General features: G+C 53.1%; 18 protein-coding genes. 9 read left to right on the forward strand and 9 right to left on the reverse strand.

Going from position 1 to position 17,943, the window contains the following annotated elements:
* Positions 1-83: 83 nt before the first annotated feature.
* The 5 genes from rhaM to rhaB form a co-directional block, all read right to left on the reverse strand.
* Complete coding sequence (gene rhaM, locus NNO02_RS05795; protein WP_271449562.1) at positions 84-398, reverse strand: L-rhamnose mutarotase; 315 nt, start codon at positions 396-398, stop codon at positions 84-86.
* A complete protein-coding gene (fucO, locus tag NNO02_RS05800) occupies positions 395-1,543 on the reverse strand; it encodes a lactaldehyde reductase (RefSeq protein WP_271441473.1) in 1,149 nt (382 codons plus the stop codon). The genes rhaM and fucO overlap by 4 nt, the downstream gene beginning before the upstream one ends.
* A gap of 74 nt (positions 1,544-1,617) precedes the next feature.
* Positions 1,618-2,445 (reverse strand): rhamnulose-1-phosphate aldolase, encoded by an 828-nt coding sequence (gene rhaD, locus NNO02_RS05805; protein WP_271454382.1) that lies wholly within the window; start codon positions 2,443-2,445, stop codon positions 1,618-1,620.
* Between the two features lie 142 nt (positions 2,446-2,587).
* A complete protein-coding gene (gene rhaA / locus NNO02_RS05810) occupies positions 2,588-3,847 on the reverse strand; it encodes an L-rhamnose isomerase (RefSeq protein WP_271454383.1) in 1,260 nt (419 codons plus the stop codon).
* On the reverse strand, positions 3,844-5,313 hold the full coding sequence (gene rhaB, locus NNO02_RS05815) for a rhamnulokinase (RefSeq protein WP_271454384.1): 1,470 nt from the start codon (positions 5,311-5,313) through the stop codon (positions 3,844-3,846). Before rhaB ends, rhaA begins: the two co-directional genes overlap by 4 nt.
* Before the next feature lie 303 nt (positions 5,314-5,616).
* Between rhaB and rhaS the strand changes: the two genes are divergently transcribed.
* Positions 5,617-6,465, forward strand: a complete 849-nt coding sequence (gene rhaS / locus NNO02_RS05820; RefSeq protein WP_048214016.1) for an HTH-type transcriptional activator RhaS — start codon at positions 5,617-5,619, stop codon at positions 6,463-6,465.
* 152 nt (positions 6,466-6,617) lie between these two features.
* Complete coding sequence (gene rhaR, locus NNO02_RS05825) at positions 6,618-7,466, forward strand: HTH-type transcriptional activator RhaR (protein WP_271454385.1); 849 nt, start codon at positions 6,618-6,620, stop codon at positions 7,464-7,466.
* On the opposite strand, the gene rhaT is transcribed toward rhaR, so the two are convergent.
* Positions 7,463-8,497: an L-rhamnose/proton symporter RhaT gene (gene rhaT / locus NNO02_RS05830; RefSeq protein WP_137381447.1), complete on the reverse strand. Its 1,035-nt coding sequence runs from the start codon at positions 8,495-8,497 to the stop codon at positions 7,463-7,465. The two genes, rhaR and rhaT, sit on opposite strands and share 4 nt — an antisense overlap.
* 289 nt (positions 8,498-8,786) lie before the next feature.
* Here rhaT and sodA point away from each other — a divergent pair, with 289 nt between their 5' ends.
* Positions 8,787-9,407, forward strand: coding sequence for a superoxide dismutase [Mn] (gene sodA / locus NNO02_RS05835; RefSeq protein WP_003840480.1), 621 nt, complete (start codon positions 8,787-8,789; stop codon positions 9,405-9,407).
* A 283-nt stretch (positions 9,408-9,690) separates the two neighbouring features.
* The gene (gene kdgT, locus NNO02_RS05840) at positions 9,691-10,674 is read left to right on the forward strand and encodes a 2-keto-3-deoxygluconate transporter (RefSeq protein ID WP_003028743.1); all 984 of its coding nucleotides are present in this window, start codon (positions 9,691-9,693) and stop codon (positions 10,672-10,674) included.
* Positions 10,675-10,715: 41 nt separating this feature from the next.
* Here the strand turns inward: kdgT and NNO02_RS05845 are convergent, their stop codons facing one another.
* Positions 10,716-11,612: a dihydrodipicolinate synthase family protein gene (locus NNO02_RS05845; protein WP_202037256.1), complete on the reverse strand. Its 897-nt coding sequence runs from the start codon at positions 11,610-11,612 to the stop codon at positions 10,716-10,718.
* 152 nt (positions 11,613-11,764) lie between these two features.
* Here NNO02_RS05845 and yiiM point away from each other — a divergent pair, with 152 nt between their 5' ends.
* On the forward strand, positions 11,765-12,466 hold the full coding sequence (gene yiiM / locus NNO02_RS05850; RefSeq protein ID WP_271441478.1) for a 6-hydroxyaminopurine reductase: 702 nt from the start codon (positions 11,765-11,767) through the stop codon (positions 12,464-12,466).
* Positions 12,466-12,867 carry a nuclear transport factor 2 family protein gene (locus NNO02_RS05855; protein WP_271454386.1) on the forward strand — a complete coding sequence of 134 codons (402 nt, stop codon included), beginning with the start codon at positions 12,466-12,468 and terminating at the stop codon, positions 12,865-12,867. Before yiiM ends, NNO02_RS05855 begins: the two co-directional genes overlap by 1 nt.
* A 51-nt stretch (positions 12,868-12,918) precedes the next feature.
* On the opposite strand, the gene cpxA is transcribed toward NNO02_RS05855, so the two are convergent.
* A complete protein-coding gene (gene cpxA / locus NNO02_RS05860) occupies positions 12,919-14,292 on the reverse strand; it encodes an envelope stress sensor histidine kinase CpxA (RefSeq protein ID WP_137381451.1) in 1,374 nt (457 codons plus the stop codon).
* Positions 14,289-14,987 carry an envelope stress response regulator transcription factor CpxR gene (gene cpxR / locus NNO02_RS05865; protein WP_048214010.1) on the reverse strand — a complete coding sequence of 233 codons (699 nt, stop codon included), beginning with the start codon at positions 14,985-14,987 and terminating at the stop codon, positions 14,289-14,291. The genes cpxA and cpxR overlap by 4 nt, the downstream gene beginning before the upstream one ends.
* A 150-nt stretch (positions 14,988-15,137) precedes the next feature.
* Between cpxR and cpxP the strand changes: the two genes are divergently transcribed.
* From cpxP to pfkA, 3 genes are all read left to right on the forward strand, one after another.
* The gene (gene cpxP / locus NNO02_RS05870; RefSeq protein ID WP_137381452.1) at positions 15,138-15,638 is read left to right on the forward strand and encodes a cell-envelope stress modulator CpxP; all 501 of its coding nucleotides are present in this window, start codon (positions 15,138-15,140) and stop codon (positions 15,636-15,638) included.
* 147 nt (positions 15,639-15,785) lie between these two features.
* Entirely contained in the window at positions 15,786-16,688 is a 903-nt protein-coding gene (gene fieF / locus NNO02_RS05875; RefSeq protein ID WP_137381453.1) for a CDF family cation-efflux transporter FieF, read from the forward strand.
* A gap of 183 nt (positions 16,689-16,871) precedes the next feature.
* Complete coding sequence (gene pfkA / locus NNO02_RS05880) at positions 16,872-17,834, forward strand: 6-phosphofructokinase (protein WP_003028778.1); 963 nt, start codon at positions 16,872-16,874, stop codon at positions 17,832-17,834.
* Positions 17,835-17,943 lie beyond the last annotated feature (109 nt).

A 17,943-nucleotide genomic window follows, 5' to 3' on the forward strand; every position in this document is an offset into this window, starting at 1 on the left:
ATTGTCGGATGGCGCTATCGCTTATCCGACCTACAAAAAATAAAACTGTATGCCCGGTAAGCTTGCGCCACCGGGCATATAACTTACAGCAGATAAAATACGTCTTTTAGCGCTGAGCTGACCGGGCTGTTGTCTGCATTGGTGGGCATTACGTCACGCATATACTTCCACCAGCGCTGGCAAACCTCAGTCTCGGCGACGGCATTCCAGCGCGCTTCGGACTCGATCTCGACTGTGGCAAACAGCAGGTTGCGCGTCTCATCGAGATAAATCGCGTAGTGATGTGCGCCGTGGGCTTTCAGCACTGCTTCCAGCTCGGGCCAGATCGGGTTATGCCGACGTTGATACTCAACGTGCGCATCGGCATTCACCTGCATCACAAAGGCTTTGCGGATCATAACGCCTCCAGATACAGCTCGCGGACTTCATCGCGGCTGGCTGTGCGTGGGTTACAAGGCGCACACGGATCGGCCAATGCTTTGTCCAGCCAACCTTCGATATCTTCTTTGGTTACCCCAAGCGAACTAAAGCCGACAGGAATACCTACGCGTTTGCTCAATGCGCGGATCGCGTTGATGGCTTCCATACTTGCTGCCTCATCGGTCATGTCGCGGGTATCGACACCCATTGCCTGCGCCACGCGGGCAAAGCGTGCCACGGCGTTGGGGCGATTAAAATTCTCGATTATTGGCAGCAGGATGGCATTGCAAACGCCGTGCGGCAGGTTGTGTGTCGCGCCCGGCTGGTGCGCCAGCGCATGCACCAGGCCAAGACCGGCACTGTTGAACGCCATGCCCGCGAGATACTGACCAAACGCCATTTGCTCACGGGCATCAAGGTTATGCCCATCGTCGACAGCTTTTGGCAACCACAGATTAATCAGGCGAATCGCTTCTAACGCGTTGGCATCGGTCAATGGATGTGCGCCGACGGAGACATAGGCTTCAATGGCGTGGGTCAGGGCATCCATACCGGTTGCGGCGGTGACGGAGGCCGGGATTTCCAGCATTACGCTGGCATCATCCACGGCGATATCCGGAATGATGTTCGGGTCGATAATGACCTCTTTGACCTTACGCGCGGAATCAATAATGACTGCATTGCTGGTCATTTCCGCCGCCGTACCTGCGGTGGTGTTAATGGCAACCAGCGGTACGCCCGCATTTTTCACTTTTCCCACCCCGGAGTACGCCGTGGAGGGACCCGGGTTAGCGGTCAGGATCTTCACTGCCTTAGCGGTATCGATCGGGCTGCCACCGCCGAATGCGATAATGTAGTCACATTCTGCGGCCTGATATGCTGCAAAACCCTGCTGCACCAGCTCCTCTGTCGGGTTCGGGAACACCTCATCAAACAGGTGGTAAGACATCTGATGTTCATCCAGCGCGGCAAACAGGCTATCCAGCAAACCCAGCTTCACCAGTTGGCCATCGGTGACGATCAGCGCTTTGCCCCATTGTTTGTTCGCCACAAGGCTCACCATATCGCGGATTGCCCCTGCGCCATGCAGACTGATTTTTGGTAGTGCCAACATAAAGCTCATCACTATTCTCCTTAACAATAAAATCCTGTAGGCCGGATAAGGCGAAGCCGCATCCGGCGTTGAGTGGGGAGGTATCAGTACAGCTCTATGGCACTGGTCAGCGGGGTCACACCAAAACGTTTGCCGAGTGCGATCAGCTCTTCACGTGTGATGGTCTGCTTCATACCGCCCATCGAATAAATTTTGACTAACACCTCAGCGGATTTTTCTGCGGTGTCGATCAAGCCGAACGCTTCGTCGAGCGTTGGCCCACTGCCGAATACGCCGTGGAACGGCCACAGTACCAGCGAGTGTTGCTGCATTTCCTGCGCGGTCGCCTGACCGATCTCATCGGTACCCGGTACCATCCACGGTAGAATGCCGACGCCATCCGGGAACACGACCAGACATTCAGTGCTGCCTTCCCACAGCTTACGGGTAATCAGTGCCGTGTTGTTTTCCAGGACGTAGGTCAGGGCGATCAGATTGGTGGCGTGGCAGTGCATGATTACGCGGTCTTTGCCATTGGTGGCTTTAATGCGTTCACAGTGAGAGAGGAAGTGGGCCGGCAGTTCTGAGGTCGGCACGGCTTCGTGGGTCAGACCCCACAGGATGTGATAACCCGCGCCGTCACTGTCAATTTTCACTACGCCTAAATTTGCCGCCGGATCGAGCTGAACATTACGGAAGAACTTGCCGGAACCCGTGACGATAAACGATGTGTTCGCCAGCATCGGCATAGGCTGACTCAGCGCAATATAGCGCGGTTTTTCGTGGAAATCGGCGCTAAATGGCGCAATATCTGCTTCATCAAGACGTAACGTCAGGTTACCGCCGTTGCGCTCATCCCAGCCTTTCAGCCAGGCATCAGAAGTCGCTTTGATCATCCCCTGGACGAACCAGGACGTGGTAATGTTATGCATGTCGGTGTTCCTGTTTATTGCCCGAACGTTATCGGGTCTTACGCTGGCCGGATAAGCGCAGCGCCATCCGGCAATCGTGTTTCATTCACTGCCGGATGGCGACGCAGGGCGTCTTATCCGGCCTACAAGCCTGGCGTCACGCTTAGCTACGTTTGCTCAGAATCTCTTTTTCATAAGCGCGCACACTTTCCAGCCACTGGCTACCGGCTGGGGTGTCGTGACGCTGGCAGTACATCTCCCAGACGGCCTGCCACGGCAGCGATTTTTGCTCTTCCAGCAGGGCCAGACGGGCGGTGTAGTCGCCGCTGGCTTCGAGCTGACGTAACTGTTCGGTTGGCTCTAACAGTGCACGTAACAGGGCTTTTTTCATGTTGCGGGTACCGATAACCCATGCGGCAATGCGATTGATTGAGGCGTCGAAGAAGTCGAGGCCAATGTGTACGCGGTCGAACAGGTTGTGGCGCACGATCTCACTGGCAATCGCCTGAGTTTCATCATCCAGCAGCACCACGTGGTCGCTGTCCCAACGAACAGGACGGCTGACATGCAGCAGCAGGCGCGGCACGTACAGCATGGCTGCGGAGATCTTGTCGGAAATGACTTCAGTCGGATGGAAGTGACCTGCATCCAGGCACAATGCTGTCTGGCGGCTGGTGGCATAACCCATATAGAACTCGTTAGAGCCGACGGTGTAGCTTTCAGCGCCGATACCAAATAGCTTGCTCTCGACGGCATCAATATGGTGCGCCGGGTCGAACTTCTCGCTGATCACGTCATCCAGCGCTTCCAGCAGACGCTGGCGCGGCGCTAAACGGTCAACAGTGATGTCTTTCATGCCATCGGGGATCCAGATGTTCATCACCGACGGCGTACCCAGTTGCTCGCCGAAATACGCAGAAACGCGGCGGCTGGCTTTACAGTGGTCAATCCAGAACTGGCGGATATGGTCGTCGGCGTGCGCCAGCGTGAAACCGTCGGCACTCAGCGGGTGTGAGAAGCAAGATGGGTTGAAATCCAGCCCTAAGCGGTTCACTTTTGCCCATTCCACCCAGTTTTTGAAGTGTTCAGGTTTGATTTGGTCACGGGCAACCGGTGTCTCTGATTCCAGATAAATGGCATGCAGATTCAGTCGTTTAGGCCCCGGTATCAGACTGAGCGCCTGCTCCAGATCGGCACGCAGTTCGCTGGCGTTACGCGCTTTGCCCGGATAGTTACCGGTTGCCTGAATTCCACCCGTGAGCGAACCTTCCGGGTTTTCGAATCCGGCTACGTCGTCGCCCTGCCAGCAGTGCATGGAGACCGGCAGACGATCGAGCTGGCGTAATGCTTCCTCGACATCAATACCTACCGCTGCGAAACGCAGTTTTGCCAGTTCCCAGGCTTGTTCAAGTTGAGTGGTCATGCGCAAAGCTCCTTTGTCTGTCGTAATGGTTGAAACTGCGCTTTGTGGCGGGCAATTTCACTTTCAGGATTGGGGATGAAGGTTGTCAGGTCGTAGTTAGCGCGTACCACCTGGCGGAAATCATCGACGTTGTTTAGCTCATCCAGCGTCATCAACTGGACGCCAATATTGCCGAGCGTGGAGGCCTCAATAGGCCCGGATATGACGCGAATACCGCAGGCATCCGCGCAAAGTTGGTTGAGTAATGCGTTCTGGCACCCACCACCGACGATGTGCAGTTGGTGAAATGCTTCGCCGCGAAGCTCAGCCAGTTCCTGCAGGATATCGGCGTACAGCAACGCCAGACTGTCGAAAATACAGCGCGCCAGTTCGGCATCTTGCATTGGCACAGGCAGGCCAGATTCCCGGCATGCTGCCTGAATTTCCGCGCTCATGTCGTCAGGATTGATAAAGCGCTCGTCGTTGGGGTTAATCAGAAACTGGCAGGCCGGCAGCGCCTGGGTTTGGGCGATAAGCGCAGGTAGGTCGGTTATCTGCCGCTCTTTTAACACGCGCTGGAGTAGCCACAGCCCCATGATGTTTTTCAGCACGCGGTAGCGTCCTTCCGCGCCGCCTTCGTTGGTGATATTCGCCGCCAGTGCCGCATCGTTGGCATATGGGGTTCGGCTTTCAAAACCCATCAGTGACCAGGTGCCTGAAGAGAGGTATGCGCTGTGTTTATCGGCCAGCGGTGAAGCGATCACCGCACTGGCGGTGTCGTGGCTGGCGACAGCAACCACCGGGATTTGATTTTTCTGTGGGCAAATCCAGTGACCAATTATGTTCCCCGGATGTGTGGGGCGGCCAAACCACGCTTTGTCGGCACCACTCCAGGCCAGCAGGGTTTCGTCCCAGTCGTCGGTGTTAATATTGACTAATTGGGTGGTGGTGGCGTTGGTATATTCCCAGTTCATTTCTCCGGTCAGGCGATAGCTGAAGTAATCGGGGATCAGCAGGGCATGCGCTACCTGGGGGATCAGTTTTGGTTGCTGCTCGATCAGCGCGCGGAGCTGATACAGGGTATTAAAGGGCAGAAACTGAATGCCGCTACGGCGATAGATTTCACTTTTACCTGGCTGCGTCATGGCCCGCGACATAATGCCGTTGGTGCGGCTATCGCGATAAGAGACTGGCAATCCGACACGCTGACCGTTTTTATCGATCAGGACATAATCCACGCCCCAGGTATCAATGCCGATGCTGTCGATCCGAATGCCTTGATCGCAGACTTTCTGCAGACCGAGGCGAATGTCGTTTTCCAGGCTGTCGATGTCCCAGGTGTCAAAACCGTCTGTTTTTTGCAGGCAGTTAACAAAGCGGTGGATTTCACGCAGTGTCAGGGTACGGTGTTCACTGTCGTAACGCGCCAACATTACGCGTCCACTGGATGCACCGAGATCAACAGCGACACAATGGCGAAGAGTCATAGCGAGGTCCTTCTGAGTTTCATTGCACTCAGTCTAAGAACCCGTGAAATGGCGTACCTTCTTGTTAGTGACAACGACAATAGGCGGCTGGCAGCATGGCAAAGGTGAACGTGATAGCGTTCACATTTTCTACTAATAGGGATGGTTTCTTCTGATGTGAGCCCTTTCGCAATTCCCGATCTTTCCCGCTATTTCTTGAAGAATTGACCGTGTTTACGCTCTTTGGCGTCAAAAATTTAAGGTGAGGGTGATAACCCTTAATTACTATTCAGCCATGTTCATTTGATCGGGGTGGATGTCATCATGACCGTATTGCATTGCGTGGATTTTTTTCCGACAGGTAAAGCGCCCGTGGCGATTGAACCCCGGCTTCCTCAGCCTGCTTTTCCAGAGCATCATCATGATTTTCATGAAATTGTAGTGGTTGAACATGGTACGGGAATCCATGTGTTCAATGGACAGCCTTATACCATTAGCGGGGGAACGGTGTGTTTTGTCCGCGATCATGACAGACACTTATATGAACATACCGACAACCTGTGTTTGACCAATATTCTGTATCGTTCCCCGGATGCGTTTCAGTTTTTGGCCGGGCTGAATCAGTTGTTGCCCCAGGAGCTGAATGGGCAATATCCATCGCACTGGCGGGTGAATCAGAGCGTGCTGCAGCAGGTTCGGCATCTGGTGGGACAAATGGAAAATCTTGGTGAGGCAATGGATACGCCGACGGCGGCAAATCGTGAGATCTTGTTCATGCAGTTGTTGGTACTGTTGCGTAAAAGTAGCCTGATGGAAGCGGCAACAGATAATGATGCGCGACTGAACCAACTACTGGCATGGCTGGAGGACAACTTTGCCGACGAAGTGTGCTGGGAAGCCGTAGCCGAGCAGTTTTCGCTCTCTTTACGTACTCTGCACCGCCAGCTTAAACAACAGACCGGGCTGACGCCACAGCGCTATCTCAACCGCCTACGGCTTATCAAAGCCCGCCATTTGCTACGTCACAGTGATGACAGCGTGACGGACATCGCTTATCGCTGCGGGTTTGGTGACAGTAACCATTTTTCGACGCTGTTTCGCCGGGAGTTTAACTGGTCGCCGCGCGATATCAGACAGGGGCGCGATGTCATTACTGGAAGCAGCCTCCAGTAACGCGAAAGCTATCAACGTTTTTTTCCGTCCGTTTGCTGATAATCATACCCTTTTATGCCGGATGGCGGCTGTGCCTTATCCGGCCTACGTGGATGCCCTGTAGACCGGATAAACGTAGCGCATCCGACAAGCGTTCAGGTTGAGGTGATGTGATGGTGAATCATCTGGTCCTTCTGAAATCAGACTTTTTTGCGAATGACCTCCAGGCCGTCGCGGTGGCCGATCGTTACCCGCAGGATGTGTTTGCCGAACATACTCATGAGTTTTGCGAGCTGGTGATGGTGTGGCGCGGCAATGGCCTGCATGTTCTCAACGATCGCCCGTACCGGATAACCCGTGGCGATCTGTTTTATATCCGTGCCGAAGACAAACACTCCTACACCTCAGTTAACGATCTCGTCCTGCAAAATATCATTTACTGCCCGGAACGGCTGACGCTGAATGTCGGCTGGGAAAGCGCGATCCCAGGATTTAACGGCTCGCCGCGACAGCCCCACTGGCGGCTCGGCAGCGCTGGTATGTCCCAGGCCCGGCAGATAATTAGTCAGCTTGAACACGAGAGTAATCAGCGTGACCCGCTGGCTTTTGAAATGGCTGAATTGCTGTTTGGGCAACTGGTGACTCATTTCAAACGGCATCGCTATGCCACGGATACGCTGCCAGCGACATCAAGTGAAACGTTGTTGGATAAGTTGATTACCGCGTTGGCCGGGAGTCATGAACATGCCTTTGCGCTGGATAAATTCTGCGAGCAGGAACAGTGCAGTGAGCGAGTTTTGCGTCAGCAGTTTCGCAGCCAGACCGGCATGACCATCAACCAGTATCTCCGCCAGGTGCGGGTTTGCCATGCTCAGTATCTGCTCAAGCACAGCAGACTGATGATCGGTGAAATTTCTATGCGCTGCGGCTTTGAAGACAGTAATTACTTTTCGGTGGTATTCACGCGAGAAACCGGGATGACGCCGAGCCAGTGGCGTCATCTCAGCAGCCCGAATGATTAACTGGCCATTCCCAGACCGACAATATTTGCCGCGAGAATAATGACCACGCAGCCGAGGCTCAGTACGCTGACCGGGCGGCGGCCCGCGTTTTTCCACTCTTTCAGCACCAGACCAACAATACCACCGCACAGGACATAGAAGCTCATGTGCAGCATCCAGCTGACATAATCATACTGCGCCGGAATGCGAGCGTGGCCCCAGGCGTAGAAGAAGAATTGTAGATACCACATCAGACCACCGAGCGCGGACAGCAGCACGTTGGTGATGATCAGCGGTTTGGCTAACGAGAAGTCGGCTTTTATCGAAAGATCTTTCACTTTTGCCAGACGAATAAAACAGAAGCCCAGGTTGACTAAAGCACCGCCGCCCATGATGACGACATAGCTTGGCAGCGCGACGTACAGCGGATCGACGCCCAGCGCGGCAGCAGCATCGTGCATGGGTTTCGCCGCGTTCATCGCAAAGGACATCCCGGCAGAGAAAATGCCGCACATTACCGCCAGCACCAGCCCCTTCTTCAGGTTGAACTCTTCTGCTTTGATGCCCATTTTACGTTCTTTCAACTGCCCTGCGCGGGTCACAATGCCCACGCCGATCAGCGCGACCAATACGCCCAGTAGCGTCATGCGTCCGCCATTGGTGTTGATCAGCACATCAAAGTTACCGTTGATGATAGGGGTCATCAGCGTGCCGACAATCAGGGTAATACCAATCGCAATACCAATCCCCATCGACATGCCGAGATAGCGCATGGTCAGGCCATAGTTGATATTACCGATCCCCCACATCGCGCCAAACAGGAATACCGGTGCCAGCGTGGAGAGGCTAAAAGAGCTGAAGTAGGCCCAGAAATTGGGAAGCAACATGGCGCTGATGGTCCATGGCAGGATAAGCCAGGAGACGATCCCGCCAACCGACCACATTGTTTCCCATGACCAATGTTTAACTTGTTTGAACGGGGCATAGAAACAGGCTGCGCTGGCTGCGCCTATCAAATGCCAAAGAATACCCATCGTAATCGCGTTACTCATGACTGAATCCTCGTTATTTTTTATCGTCGGTCATAACCCCTCCGACACAACGAGTTTAAAAATTACGCAGATGATTAACCTTTTGACGATTGCCGCCTTTGTCCTCTTGTTGGCAATCATCACGTTAACTGGGTGATTTGGCTCACATCTTCAGTAATGGTGATGAATAATTAAGACCCTGTAAAAAGTACGGCATTGATAATCATTTTCAATATCATTTAATTAACTATAATGACCCAACTGCTTACGCGGCGTTAACACTGGCCGCCCGACAATACTGGAGATGATTATGAGTTATACACTGCCATCCCTGCCGTACGCTTATGATGCCCTTGAACCGCACTTCGATAAGCAGACGATGGAAATCCACCATACCAAACACCACCAGGCTTACGTAAACAACGCTAATGCTGCGCTGGAAAGCCTGCCTGAATTCGCGAGCCTGTCTGCTGAAGAGCTGATTACCAAACTGGATCAGCTGCCTGCGGATAAGAAAACCGTTCTGCGTAACAACGCTGGCGGTCACGCTAACCACAGCCTGTTCTGGAAAGGCCTGAAAACCGGTACCACGCTGCAGGGCGACCTGAAAGCGGCTATCGAACGTGACTTCGGTTCCGTTGACAACTTCAAAGCTGAATTTGAAAAAGCAGCAGCCACTCGTTTCGGTTCCGGCTGGGCGTGGCTGGTTCTGAAAGGTGACAAACTGGCTGTTGTTTCCACCGCTAACCAGGATTCCCCGCTGATGGGTGAAGCTATTTCTGGCGCTTCCGGCTTCCCAATTGTGGGCCTGGACGTCTGGGAACACGCTTACTACCTGAAATTCCAGAACCGTCGCCCGGACTACATCAAAGAGTTCTGGAACGTAGTGAACTGGGACGAAGCCGCAGCGCGTTTTGCCGCAAAAAAATAAGTTTAATGATGCCTGAAACCTGAGAGCGTTATGCTGATCAGGTCGGGATCTGATGACGTGATACAGCCCCTGCAAGCGATGCCTGTGGGGGCTTTTTTGTGATCAAAATCAACATAGGAACATTGATCCATTTAAATTGAAACAAGGTTTTATTATGCGAGTGGGATCACTTTTATAGTTTCTCTGAATGTCTATCTTCTTTTCATCAAGACGGGCGCATCTCAAAAGCAAGATGCAGTCGCCCATAAAAATTGCCCCATTTTTATGTCTACAGGTGATGGAAATGCAGATCAAACGTACGATAGAGAAAATCCCAGGCGGTATGATGTTAGTACCACTTTTTCTGGGCGCGTTATGTCACACCTTTTCACCCGGTGCCGGGAAATACTTCGGCTCATTTACCAACGGTATGATCACCGGTACGGTGCCAATACTGGCCGTCTGGTTCTTTTGCATGGGGGCGTCGATTAAGCTGAGCGCTACCGGAACCGTACTGCGTAAATCCGGCACGTTAGTGATAACCAAGATCCTGGTCGCATGGGTGGTCGCGGCGATTGCATCGCGCATTCTTCCTGAACATGGCGTGGAAGTGGGGTTCTTCGCCGGGCTGTCCACGCTGGCGCTGGTGGCCGCAATGGATATGACTAACGGCGGGCTGTATGCCTCGATCATGCAGCAATACGGTACCAAAGAAGAGGCTGGGGCGTTTGTCCTGATGTCGCTGGAGTCAGGTCCACTGATGACCATGGTCATTCTGGGAACCGCCGGGATTGCGTCGTTTGAACCGCATGTATTTGTGGGGGCGGTATTGCCGTTCCTGATTGGTTTTGCGCTGGGTAATCTGGATCCTGAACTGCGGGAATTCTTCAGCAAAGCGGTGCAGACGCTGATCCCGTTCTTTGCCTTCGCATTGGGTAACACTATTGATTTGAGCGTCATTGCGCAGACCGGCGTGCTGGGTATTCTGCTGGGCGTGGCGGTGATTATCATCACTGGTATTCCATTGATTATCGCCGATAAACTGATTGGTGGTGGCGATGGTACGGCGGGGATTGCCGCTTCCAGTTCTGCGGGTGCGGCGGTTGCTACGCCTGTGCTGATTGCTGAAATGGTTCCGGCATTTAAACCGATGGCACCAGCGGCCACCTCCCTGGTGGCGACCTCGGTGATAGTTACCTCGATCCTCGTACCGATTATCACATCCATCTGGTCGAAAAGAGCCAAAGCCAGAGCGGCGGAAATTGATCTTCGCGGTACCGTGAAGTAAGCCTCTTTTGCCGGATGGTCTGCACCATCCGGCTTAATTATTTACCCTTTGACGACAAACACCTCATCGATTGTTCGGCACTCACTCTCGTTCAACTCTCCACCCGCGTTTCGTGATACCCCGGTGCAATAGCCAAACTTACGCGATACCACGGTTTTGATGGTAGTGACAAAATCCTCGCCGATGGCGTAGATGGACATGTAGGTGCCAATCTTATCCTGAATCTCACGCAGCGCCGCCAGATCGCCCTGCTTAAACGCCTCGCGTGCGCTGACAAACAGCTCAGGCATAACGTTGTTGAGGCCCGAGATGATCCCCGCACCGCCAGCCAGCAGATTAGGAATGTAGTATTCGTCATAACCCGACAGCACTGCAAAATCTTCCCGCACGGCACGGGTTGTCTGGATCATGCTGCGGGTGTGGGACTGGCAGTCCACGGTGTCTTTAATGCCAGCAAAGTTCGGGAATTCAGCTGCCAGCGTGGCCACCAGTTCAGGGGTTAAATCGCAACCGGTTCGCGCCGGGAAGTTATAGGCAAACCATTTGCCGTTGAGCTTTTGTCCCAACTGGCGAAAGTAGCTCAGTAGCTGCTTCGACGTTTGACCGTAGTAGTAAGGCGGCAGGATCATGACGGCATCGTATCCGGCGCGATGCGCCTCCTGGGCCATCAGCAAAACATCATTCTGGCAGGTGGATGAGACGTTCGCGACCATCTTCAGCGAGCTCATGGCACGGGCTTCACGGATCAGCAACAGCCTTTCTTCGAGCGTAAAGGAAGCAAATTCCCCAATGCTGCCCATCAACAAAATAACGTCGATTTTTGCCTCAGTAAGGCGTTTGAGATGCTGGCTCAGACCATTGAGATCGATCTTGCCATCATTGTCCATTGGCGTAATGGAAGGACACCAGACGCCAGCAAATTGCGATTGACCAGTCACGTTGTCGACTCCTTAATTGAAATGATGTTTCAAAACAAGATTACATTGATAGCATGTGTCCCTAAGTTTCATGTGAACCGTGCTCTCATTTTGAGCGACTGGGGTAAAATAAATATGGTGTAATGGGAGAAATTTATCGGGAGAGGGAACAGATGCGATATCCGGTCGATGTTTTTACAGGCAAGATTCGGGACTACACGGGAAGCCGTCCCAGCGCGATTGCTAAAGTTCAGGTCGATGGCGAGTTGATGCTGACCGATCTGGGGCTCACGGGCGATGAACAGGCGGAGACTAAAATTCATGGCGGGCCGGATCGCGCGCTGTGCCACTATCCGCGTGAACACTATCAGCACTGGATACAAGAATTCCCTGAACAGGCGGAGTTATTTGTCGCCCCCGCCTTTGGGGAGAACCTCTCGACGCTCGGGCTGACCGAAGAGAATGTCTATATCGGCGATATTTTCCAGTGGGGCGAGGCGCTGATTCAGGTCACACAGCCGCGTTCACCGTGTTTTAAGCTGAATTTCCATTTTGGCATTAGCGATATGGCCAGTCAGATGCAGGCTTCGGGGAAGATAGGCTGGTTGTACAGTGTTATCGCGCCGGGGCAAGTGTCCGCGGATGCGCCGCTGGAACTGGTGTCGCGTGTGAGCGATGTCAGTCTGCGGGAGGCCATTGCCATTGCGTGGCATATGCCGTTTGACGATGACCAGTATCACCGCCTGCTGTCAGCGGCAGGATTATCGAAAAGCTGGACCAGGACAATGCAGAAACGTCGCCTGAGTGGCAAAATTGAAGACAATGCCCGACGGTTATGGGGCAGTCATCCCCCTCAGGAAAGGACGGAAGTGTAATGACTGAATCTGAAAATGCGGTGGCAATTGTTAAAGCGTTTCTGGTTGCCTCGATGATCCCCGATGCTGAGCGTGCAGCGACGTTTACGCATCCTGAGGTGAAGATTACCTTTACCGGACGGCGAGAAATGGCCGGTGCAGCGGATATTGCCCGCTTTAATGGCGAACGCTATAAGTGGGTAAAAAAAGCGCTGGGCGAGTTTGATGCGGTAGCGCACGAAGACTGCGTAGTGGTTTATTCGAACGGTACGCTGTATGGCGAATGGCCTGATGGTCGTGCGTTTGCGGGCAACCGTTATATCGATCGCTTCGAAGTCCGTGAAGGAAAAATTACCCATATGGATGTGTGGAATGACAGCGCAGAGTGGATCCTCGCGCCAGAAATTTCCCGCCTGGCGTAAACCTGTGATGGTGTATAAAAAATCGGCCTACACGATGTAGGCCGAAATTGATTAGGTACGTTTGTACAGCGGTAGCCAAAGCACCAGACGTAGACCTCCCAGCGGACTGTCCTCGGCCTTCACCCAGCCTCGATGCTGCTGAATAGCGGTTTCAACAATCGCCAGACCCAGACCTGTCCCACCGGACTCACGATCGCGCGCTTCATCGGTGCGATAGAACGGACGGAAAATCTGCTCCCTGTCTTCAGGACTCACGCCTGGACCATCGTCGTCTACGGTGATGGTAATCCCGTCAATATCCACCGCGAAGCCAACTTCAATCTTCGTATGTGAATAGCGCAGGGCATTACGCACAATGTTTTCCAATGCGCTTTCCAGTGCGTTCGGGTTGCCGTACAGCGGCCACGGTCCCGGCGGGAAATTCACGGTAAGCGATTTGCCCATCTGCTCGGCTTCAAAGGCGGCGTTATCCAACACGTCGCCCCATAGCTGATTAGCCTTCACGGTTTCACTGACCAGCGCGTTCTTCTGCTGATTACGCGACATCACCAGCAGGTCGTTGATCATGCTGTCCAGCCGATGCGCTTCTGTTTCAATGCGCTCCAGCTCTTTGCTCTCACCGCTACGACGGCGCAGCAGCGCAGTCCCCAGTTGCAAACGTGTTAGTGGCGTTCTCAACTCGTGAGAGATGTCCGACAGCAGGCGTTGCTGTGTGGTCATCATGCGTTCCAGCGCGGTCACCATCTGGTTAAAACTGGCACCTGCCGCCAGAAATTCCTGCGGGCCGGCTTCCAGTTCCGGATGCTGACGCAGGTTACCCTGTGCCACTTCATCCGCCGCATTTTTCAGCTTACGCGCTGGTTTCGCCAGGCTCCATGCCAGCCAAAGCAGCAGCGGCGAGCTGACGAGCATGGTGACGATCAGCAGCAACAGGGGCCGGTCAAACAACAGGTTGATGAAATCAGACTGTGAACTGCTGGCTGGTCGAATGAGATACAGCTGGTAGTTATCTTCACCGTCTCTGACGGAGAAGGGCCCGACCATCTCAACGCGACCATATTTTTTCTTCTGCGGATGATCAGCGTTATCAGCCTGACCAATAAAGTTACGAATGATCTGCATTTCGTTGCGTTCTGCGCCGATCACACGTCCTTCTGTAGTGACAAGCAATAACCGCTGTCCTGGCGGTGCCCACTTGTCGATAGCACGGAACAAGCGACGCCACCACATCAGATCGTTGGGTGGGTCGTTTGCCAGCTCAGCTTCCACGTGTTGCTCGATCATCAACCCCTGGCGCTGCTCGCTGTCCAGTAGCTCGGTCATCTGACGTGAGTCGAGCTTGGGCAGCATCAGTACCAACATCAACACCAGCGCCAGCGTTAACCAGAAAATGGCAAAGATGCGTGCGGTTAAGCTTCCTATCATGAAGCGGAGACCATCAGGTAGCCGCGACCACGCAAGGTTTTAAACCACGGGTGCCCGTCTTTTCGCTCTGGCAGCTTACGACGTAGGTTCGAGATGTGCATGTCGATAGCGCGGTCAAACGGCGTCAGGCGTTTGCCCAGGACTTCCTGACTCAGGTGTTCACGAGAAACGACCTGGCCGAGATGCTGTGCCAGTAAATAAAGCAGGGTGAATTCGGTGCCGGTTAACTCCAGGGTTTGCCCATCAAAGCTGGCTTCCTGGCGACCCGGATTCAGGCTTAACGCATCCACTTCCAGCGTCGGCGAGCCATTATCGCTGGTCTGCTGTTGTTCGCTCCAGTGAGAGCGGCGCAGAATAGCGCGGATACGCGCAACCAGTTCGCGGTCGTTAAAGGGTTTGGGTAAATAGTCGTCTGCACCCAGCTCAAGGCCGAGTACGCGATCCAATTCGCTGCCGCGAGCGGTCAGCATGATTACGGGCGTCTGGTGTGTCTGGCGAAGCGCTTTCAGTGTATCGATGCCGTTTTTCTTCGGCATCATGACGTCGAGCAAAAGTAAATCGATGCTGTCATCCAGAAGCTCAAGTGCCTGCTCCCCATCATGGGCAACCAGCACATCGAAACCTTCCATTTCGAGCAACTCCTTTAACAGGGAAGTCAGCTCTCGGTCATCATCAACTAACAGGATTTTATTCATTGTTTACGTACCTCCGAGGCAGAAATTACGTCATCAGGCGTCGCTAATCTATGACTTTACGTTGTTTTACACCCCCTGACGCATGTTTGCAGCCCGAATCGTAAACTGTCTCTCGTTGAATCGCGACAGAAAAGATTTTGGGAGCAAGTGATGGGCAAAGTTACCGCTGCCGTCATGGCCTCAACGCTGGCACTCAGTACTTTAAGCCATGCAGCTGAAGTCGTCACAGGCGATCACTGGCACCTGGGTGAAGGCTCATCGCAGCGCAGCGTACAGAGCCACATGTTTGACGGTATCAGTTTAACCGAACATCAACGTCAACAGATGCGAGATTTAATGCAGCAGGCAAGACACGAACAGCCTCCTGTAAATGTTAGCGAAATGGAGACAATGCATCGTCTTGTCACCGCAGAGAAATTTGATGAAAGCGCTGTGCGCGCTCAGGCAGAAAAAATGGCACAAGAACAGGTTGCCCGCCAGGTTGAAATAGCCAGGGTCCGCAACCAGATGTATCGCCTGTTAACGCCCGAGCAGCAAGCGGTTTTAAATGAGAAACATGAACAACGAATGGAGCAACTGCGTGATGTAACGCAATGGCAAAAAAGCTCATCGTTGAATTTATTGAGTAGTAGCAACTCACGTTCCCAGTAGTAACCCTGTTTTCCTTGCCATAGACACCATCCCTGTCTTCCCCCACATGATGTGGGGGTTTTTTTTGCCCAAAATTTGTCACTCGGTTATTGCCTGACTGTTTTACTTCATCCGTTATACTAGCGGCATATCCTGGCAGGAGTGTTTATGAATCAAACCTATGGGCGACTGGTCAGTCGGGCGGCAATCGCTGCGACCGTGATGGCTTCTCTGTTACTTTTGATCAAAATTTTTGCGTGGTGGTACACCGGATCGGTCAGTATTCTGGCGGCATTGGTGGATTCCCTGGTCGATATCGCTGCGTCGCTAACCAATCTGTTGGTGGTGCGTTATTCGTTGCAGCCAGCAGATGATGAGCACACGTTTGGGCACGGGAAAGCTGAATCTCTGGCGGCGCTAGCGCAAAGTATGTTTATTTCCGGTTCGGCGTTGTTTTTATTCCTGACCGGGATTCAGCATCTCATCCAACCGACGCCGATGAAAGATCCGGGTGTCGGGGTAGTTGTCACCGTTATTGCGTTAATTTGTACTATCATTCTGGTCACGTTTCAGCGCTGGGTGGTGAAACGTACGCAAAGTCAGGCTGTACGGGCAGATATGCTTCATTATCAGTCTGATGTTATGATGAACGGTGCGATTCTCGTTGCGCTTGGACTGGCCTGGTATGGTTGGCATCGTGCGGATGCCTTGTTTGCGCTCGGGATTGGCATCTATATTTTATATAGTGCATTACGCATGGGGTATGAGGCAGTGCAATCCTTGCTGGATCGCGCCTTACCCGATGAGGAACGTCAGGAAATTATTGATATAGTGACGTCATGGCCAGGTGTCAGCGGCGCTCACGATCTTCGCACGCGGCAGTCAGGGCCGACCCGCTTTATTCAGATTCATTTGGAAATGGAAGATAATCTGCCGCTCGTTCAGGCGCATTTAGTGGCTGAGCAGGTGGAGCAGGCAATTTTACGGCGTTTCCCGGGATCGGATGTGATTATTCACCAGGATCCCTGTTCAGTCGTACCCAAGGAAGGCAAGATGTTTGAGCTTTCATAATTCGTTGTAAAAAGTGAGCCGGGCCAGCATTTTGTGTATAAATTACCACCATTTGGCCTGACCTGAATCAATTCAGCAGGAAGTGATTGTTATACTATCTGCATATTCGTTGGATCGTTTCGATATGCGGAATCGACTTCCGGCAGCAGATTTCATTTTGCATTCCAAAGTTCAGAGGTAGTCATGATTAAGAAAATCGGTGTGTTGACAAGCGGCGGTGATGCGCCGGGCATGAACGCAGCAATCCGTGGTGTTGTACGTGCAGCGTTAACGGAAGGACTGGAAGTCATGGGGATCCATGATGGCTACCTGGGTTTGTATGAAGACCGTATGGTCCAGCTTGACCGCTACAGCGTGTCCGACATGATCAACCGTGGTGGTACTTTCCTCGGTTCTGCTCGCTTCCCGGAATTCCGCGACGAAAATGTGCGTGCAGTGGCTATCGAAAATCTGAAGAAACGTGGCATCGACGCATTGGTTGTTATCGGTGGTGACGGTTCTTACATGGGTGCAAAACGCCTGACTGAAATGGGCTTCCCGTGCATCGGCTTGCCGGGCACTATCGACAACGATATTAAAGGCACCGACTACACCATCGGTTATTTCACCGCATTGGGTACCGTCGTCGAAGCGATTGACCGTCTGCGTGATACTTCTTCTTCTCACCAGCGTATCTCCATCGTTGAAGTGATGGGCCGTTACTGCGGCGACCTGACCCTGGCTGCAGCAATTGCCGGTGGCTGTGAATTTGTCGTGGTTCCGGAAGTTGAATTTAGCCGTGACGATCTGGTTGCTGAAATCAAAGCCGGTATCGCAAAAGGTAAAAAACACGCCATCGTAGCGATCACTGAGCACATGTGTGACGTTGATGAACTGGCACATTACATTGAAAAAGAAACGGGCCGTGAAACGCGCTCTACCGTACTGGGTCACATCCAGCGTGGTGGTTCTCCGGTTCCTTACGACCGTATTCTGGCGTCCCGAATGGGCGCATATGCTATTGAACTGCTGCTGGCAGGTCATGGCGGTCGCTGCGTCGGTATTCAGAACGAGCAACTGGTTCACCACGACATTATCGACGCTATCGAAAACATGAAGCGTCCGTTCAAAGGTGACTGGCTGGACTGCGCGAAAAAACTGTACTGATTGTATTTTTTGCACGCCAGATGGCGCTACGCTAATCAGGCCTACAGGTTGCAGAAACTTGTAGGCCGATAAGGCGTTAGCCGCCATCCGGCAATCCCTCAGATTTATT

Origin of the sequence: Citrobacter sp. Awk 2 (assembly GCF_028069815.1) — a bacterium.
In the GTDB taxonomy this organism is placed as follows: domain Bacteria; phylum Pseudomonadota; class Gammaproteobacteria; order Enterobacterales; family Enterobacteriaceae; genus Citrobacter.

Bases quoted from the DNA above. Each gene is read 5' to 3' on its own strand.
- rhaT (WP_137381447.1), bottom strand. From the start codon at position 8,497: ATGAGTAACGCGATTACGATGGGTATTCTTTGGCATTTGATAGGCGCA.
- fucO (WP_271441473.1), bottom strand. From the start codon at position 1,543: ATGAGCTTTATGTTGGCACTACCAAAAATCAGTCTGCATGGCGCAGGG.
- rhaD (WP_271454382.1), bottom strand. From the start codon at position 2,445: ATGCATAACATTACCACGTCCTGGTTCGTCCAGGGGATGATCAAAGCG.
- rhaA (WP_271454383.1), bottom strand. From the start codon at position 3,847: ATGACCACTCAACTTGAACAAGCCTGGGAACTGGCAAAACTGCGTTTC.
- cpxA (WP_137381451.1), bottom strand. From the start codon at position 14,292: ATGATAGGAAGCTTAACCGCACGCATCTTTGCCATTTTCTGGTTAACG.
- rhaR (WP_271454385.1), top strand. From the start codon at position 6,618: ATGGTGAATCATCTGGTCCTTCTGAAATCAGACTTTTTTGCGAATGAC.
- rhaM (WP_271449562.1), bottom strand. From the start codon at position 398: ATGATCCGCAAAGCCTTTGTGATGCAGGTGAATGCCGATGCGCACGTT.
- sodA (WP_003840480.1), top strand. From the start codon at position 8,787: ATGAGTTATACACTGCCATCCCTGCCGTACGCTTATGATGCCCTTGAA.
- pfkA (WP_003028778.1), top strand. From the start codon at position 16,872: ATGATTAAGAAAATCGGTGTGTTGACAAGCGGCGGTGATGCGCCGGGC.
- kdgT (WP_003028743.1), top strand. From the start codon at position 9,691: ATGCAGATCAAACGTACGATAGAGAAAATCCCAGGCGGTATGATGTTA.
- rhaS (WP_048214016.1), top strand. From the start codon at position 5,617: ATGACCGTATTGCATTGCGTGGATTTTTTTCCGACAGGTAAAGCGCCC.
- yiiM (WP_271441478.1), top strand. From the start codon at position 11,765: ATGCGATATCCGGTCGATGTTTTTACAGGCAAGATTCGGGACTACACG.
- NNO02_RS05855 (WP_271454386.1), top strand. From the start codon at position 12,466: ATGACTGAATCTGAAAATGCGGTGGCAATTGTTAAAGCGTTTCTGGTT.
- rhaB (WP_271454384.1), bottom strand. From the start codon at position 5,313: ATGACTCTTCGCCATTGTGTCGCTGTTGATCTCGGTGCATCCAGTGGA.
- cpxR (WP_048214010.1), bottom strand. From the start codon at position 14,987: ATGAATAAAATCCTGTTAGTTGATGATGACCGAGAGCTGACTTCCCTG.
- fieF (WP_137381453.1), top strand. From the start codon at position 15,786: ATGAATCAAACCTATGGGCGACTGGTCAGTCGGGCGGCAATCGCTGCG.
- cpxP (WP_137381452.1), top strand. From the start codon at position 15,138: ATGGGCAAAGTTACCGCTGCCGTCATGGCCTCAACGCTGGCACTCAGT.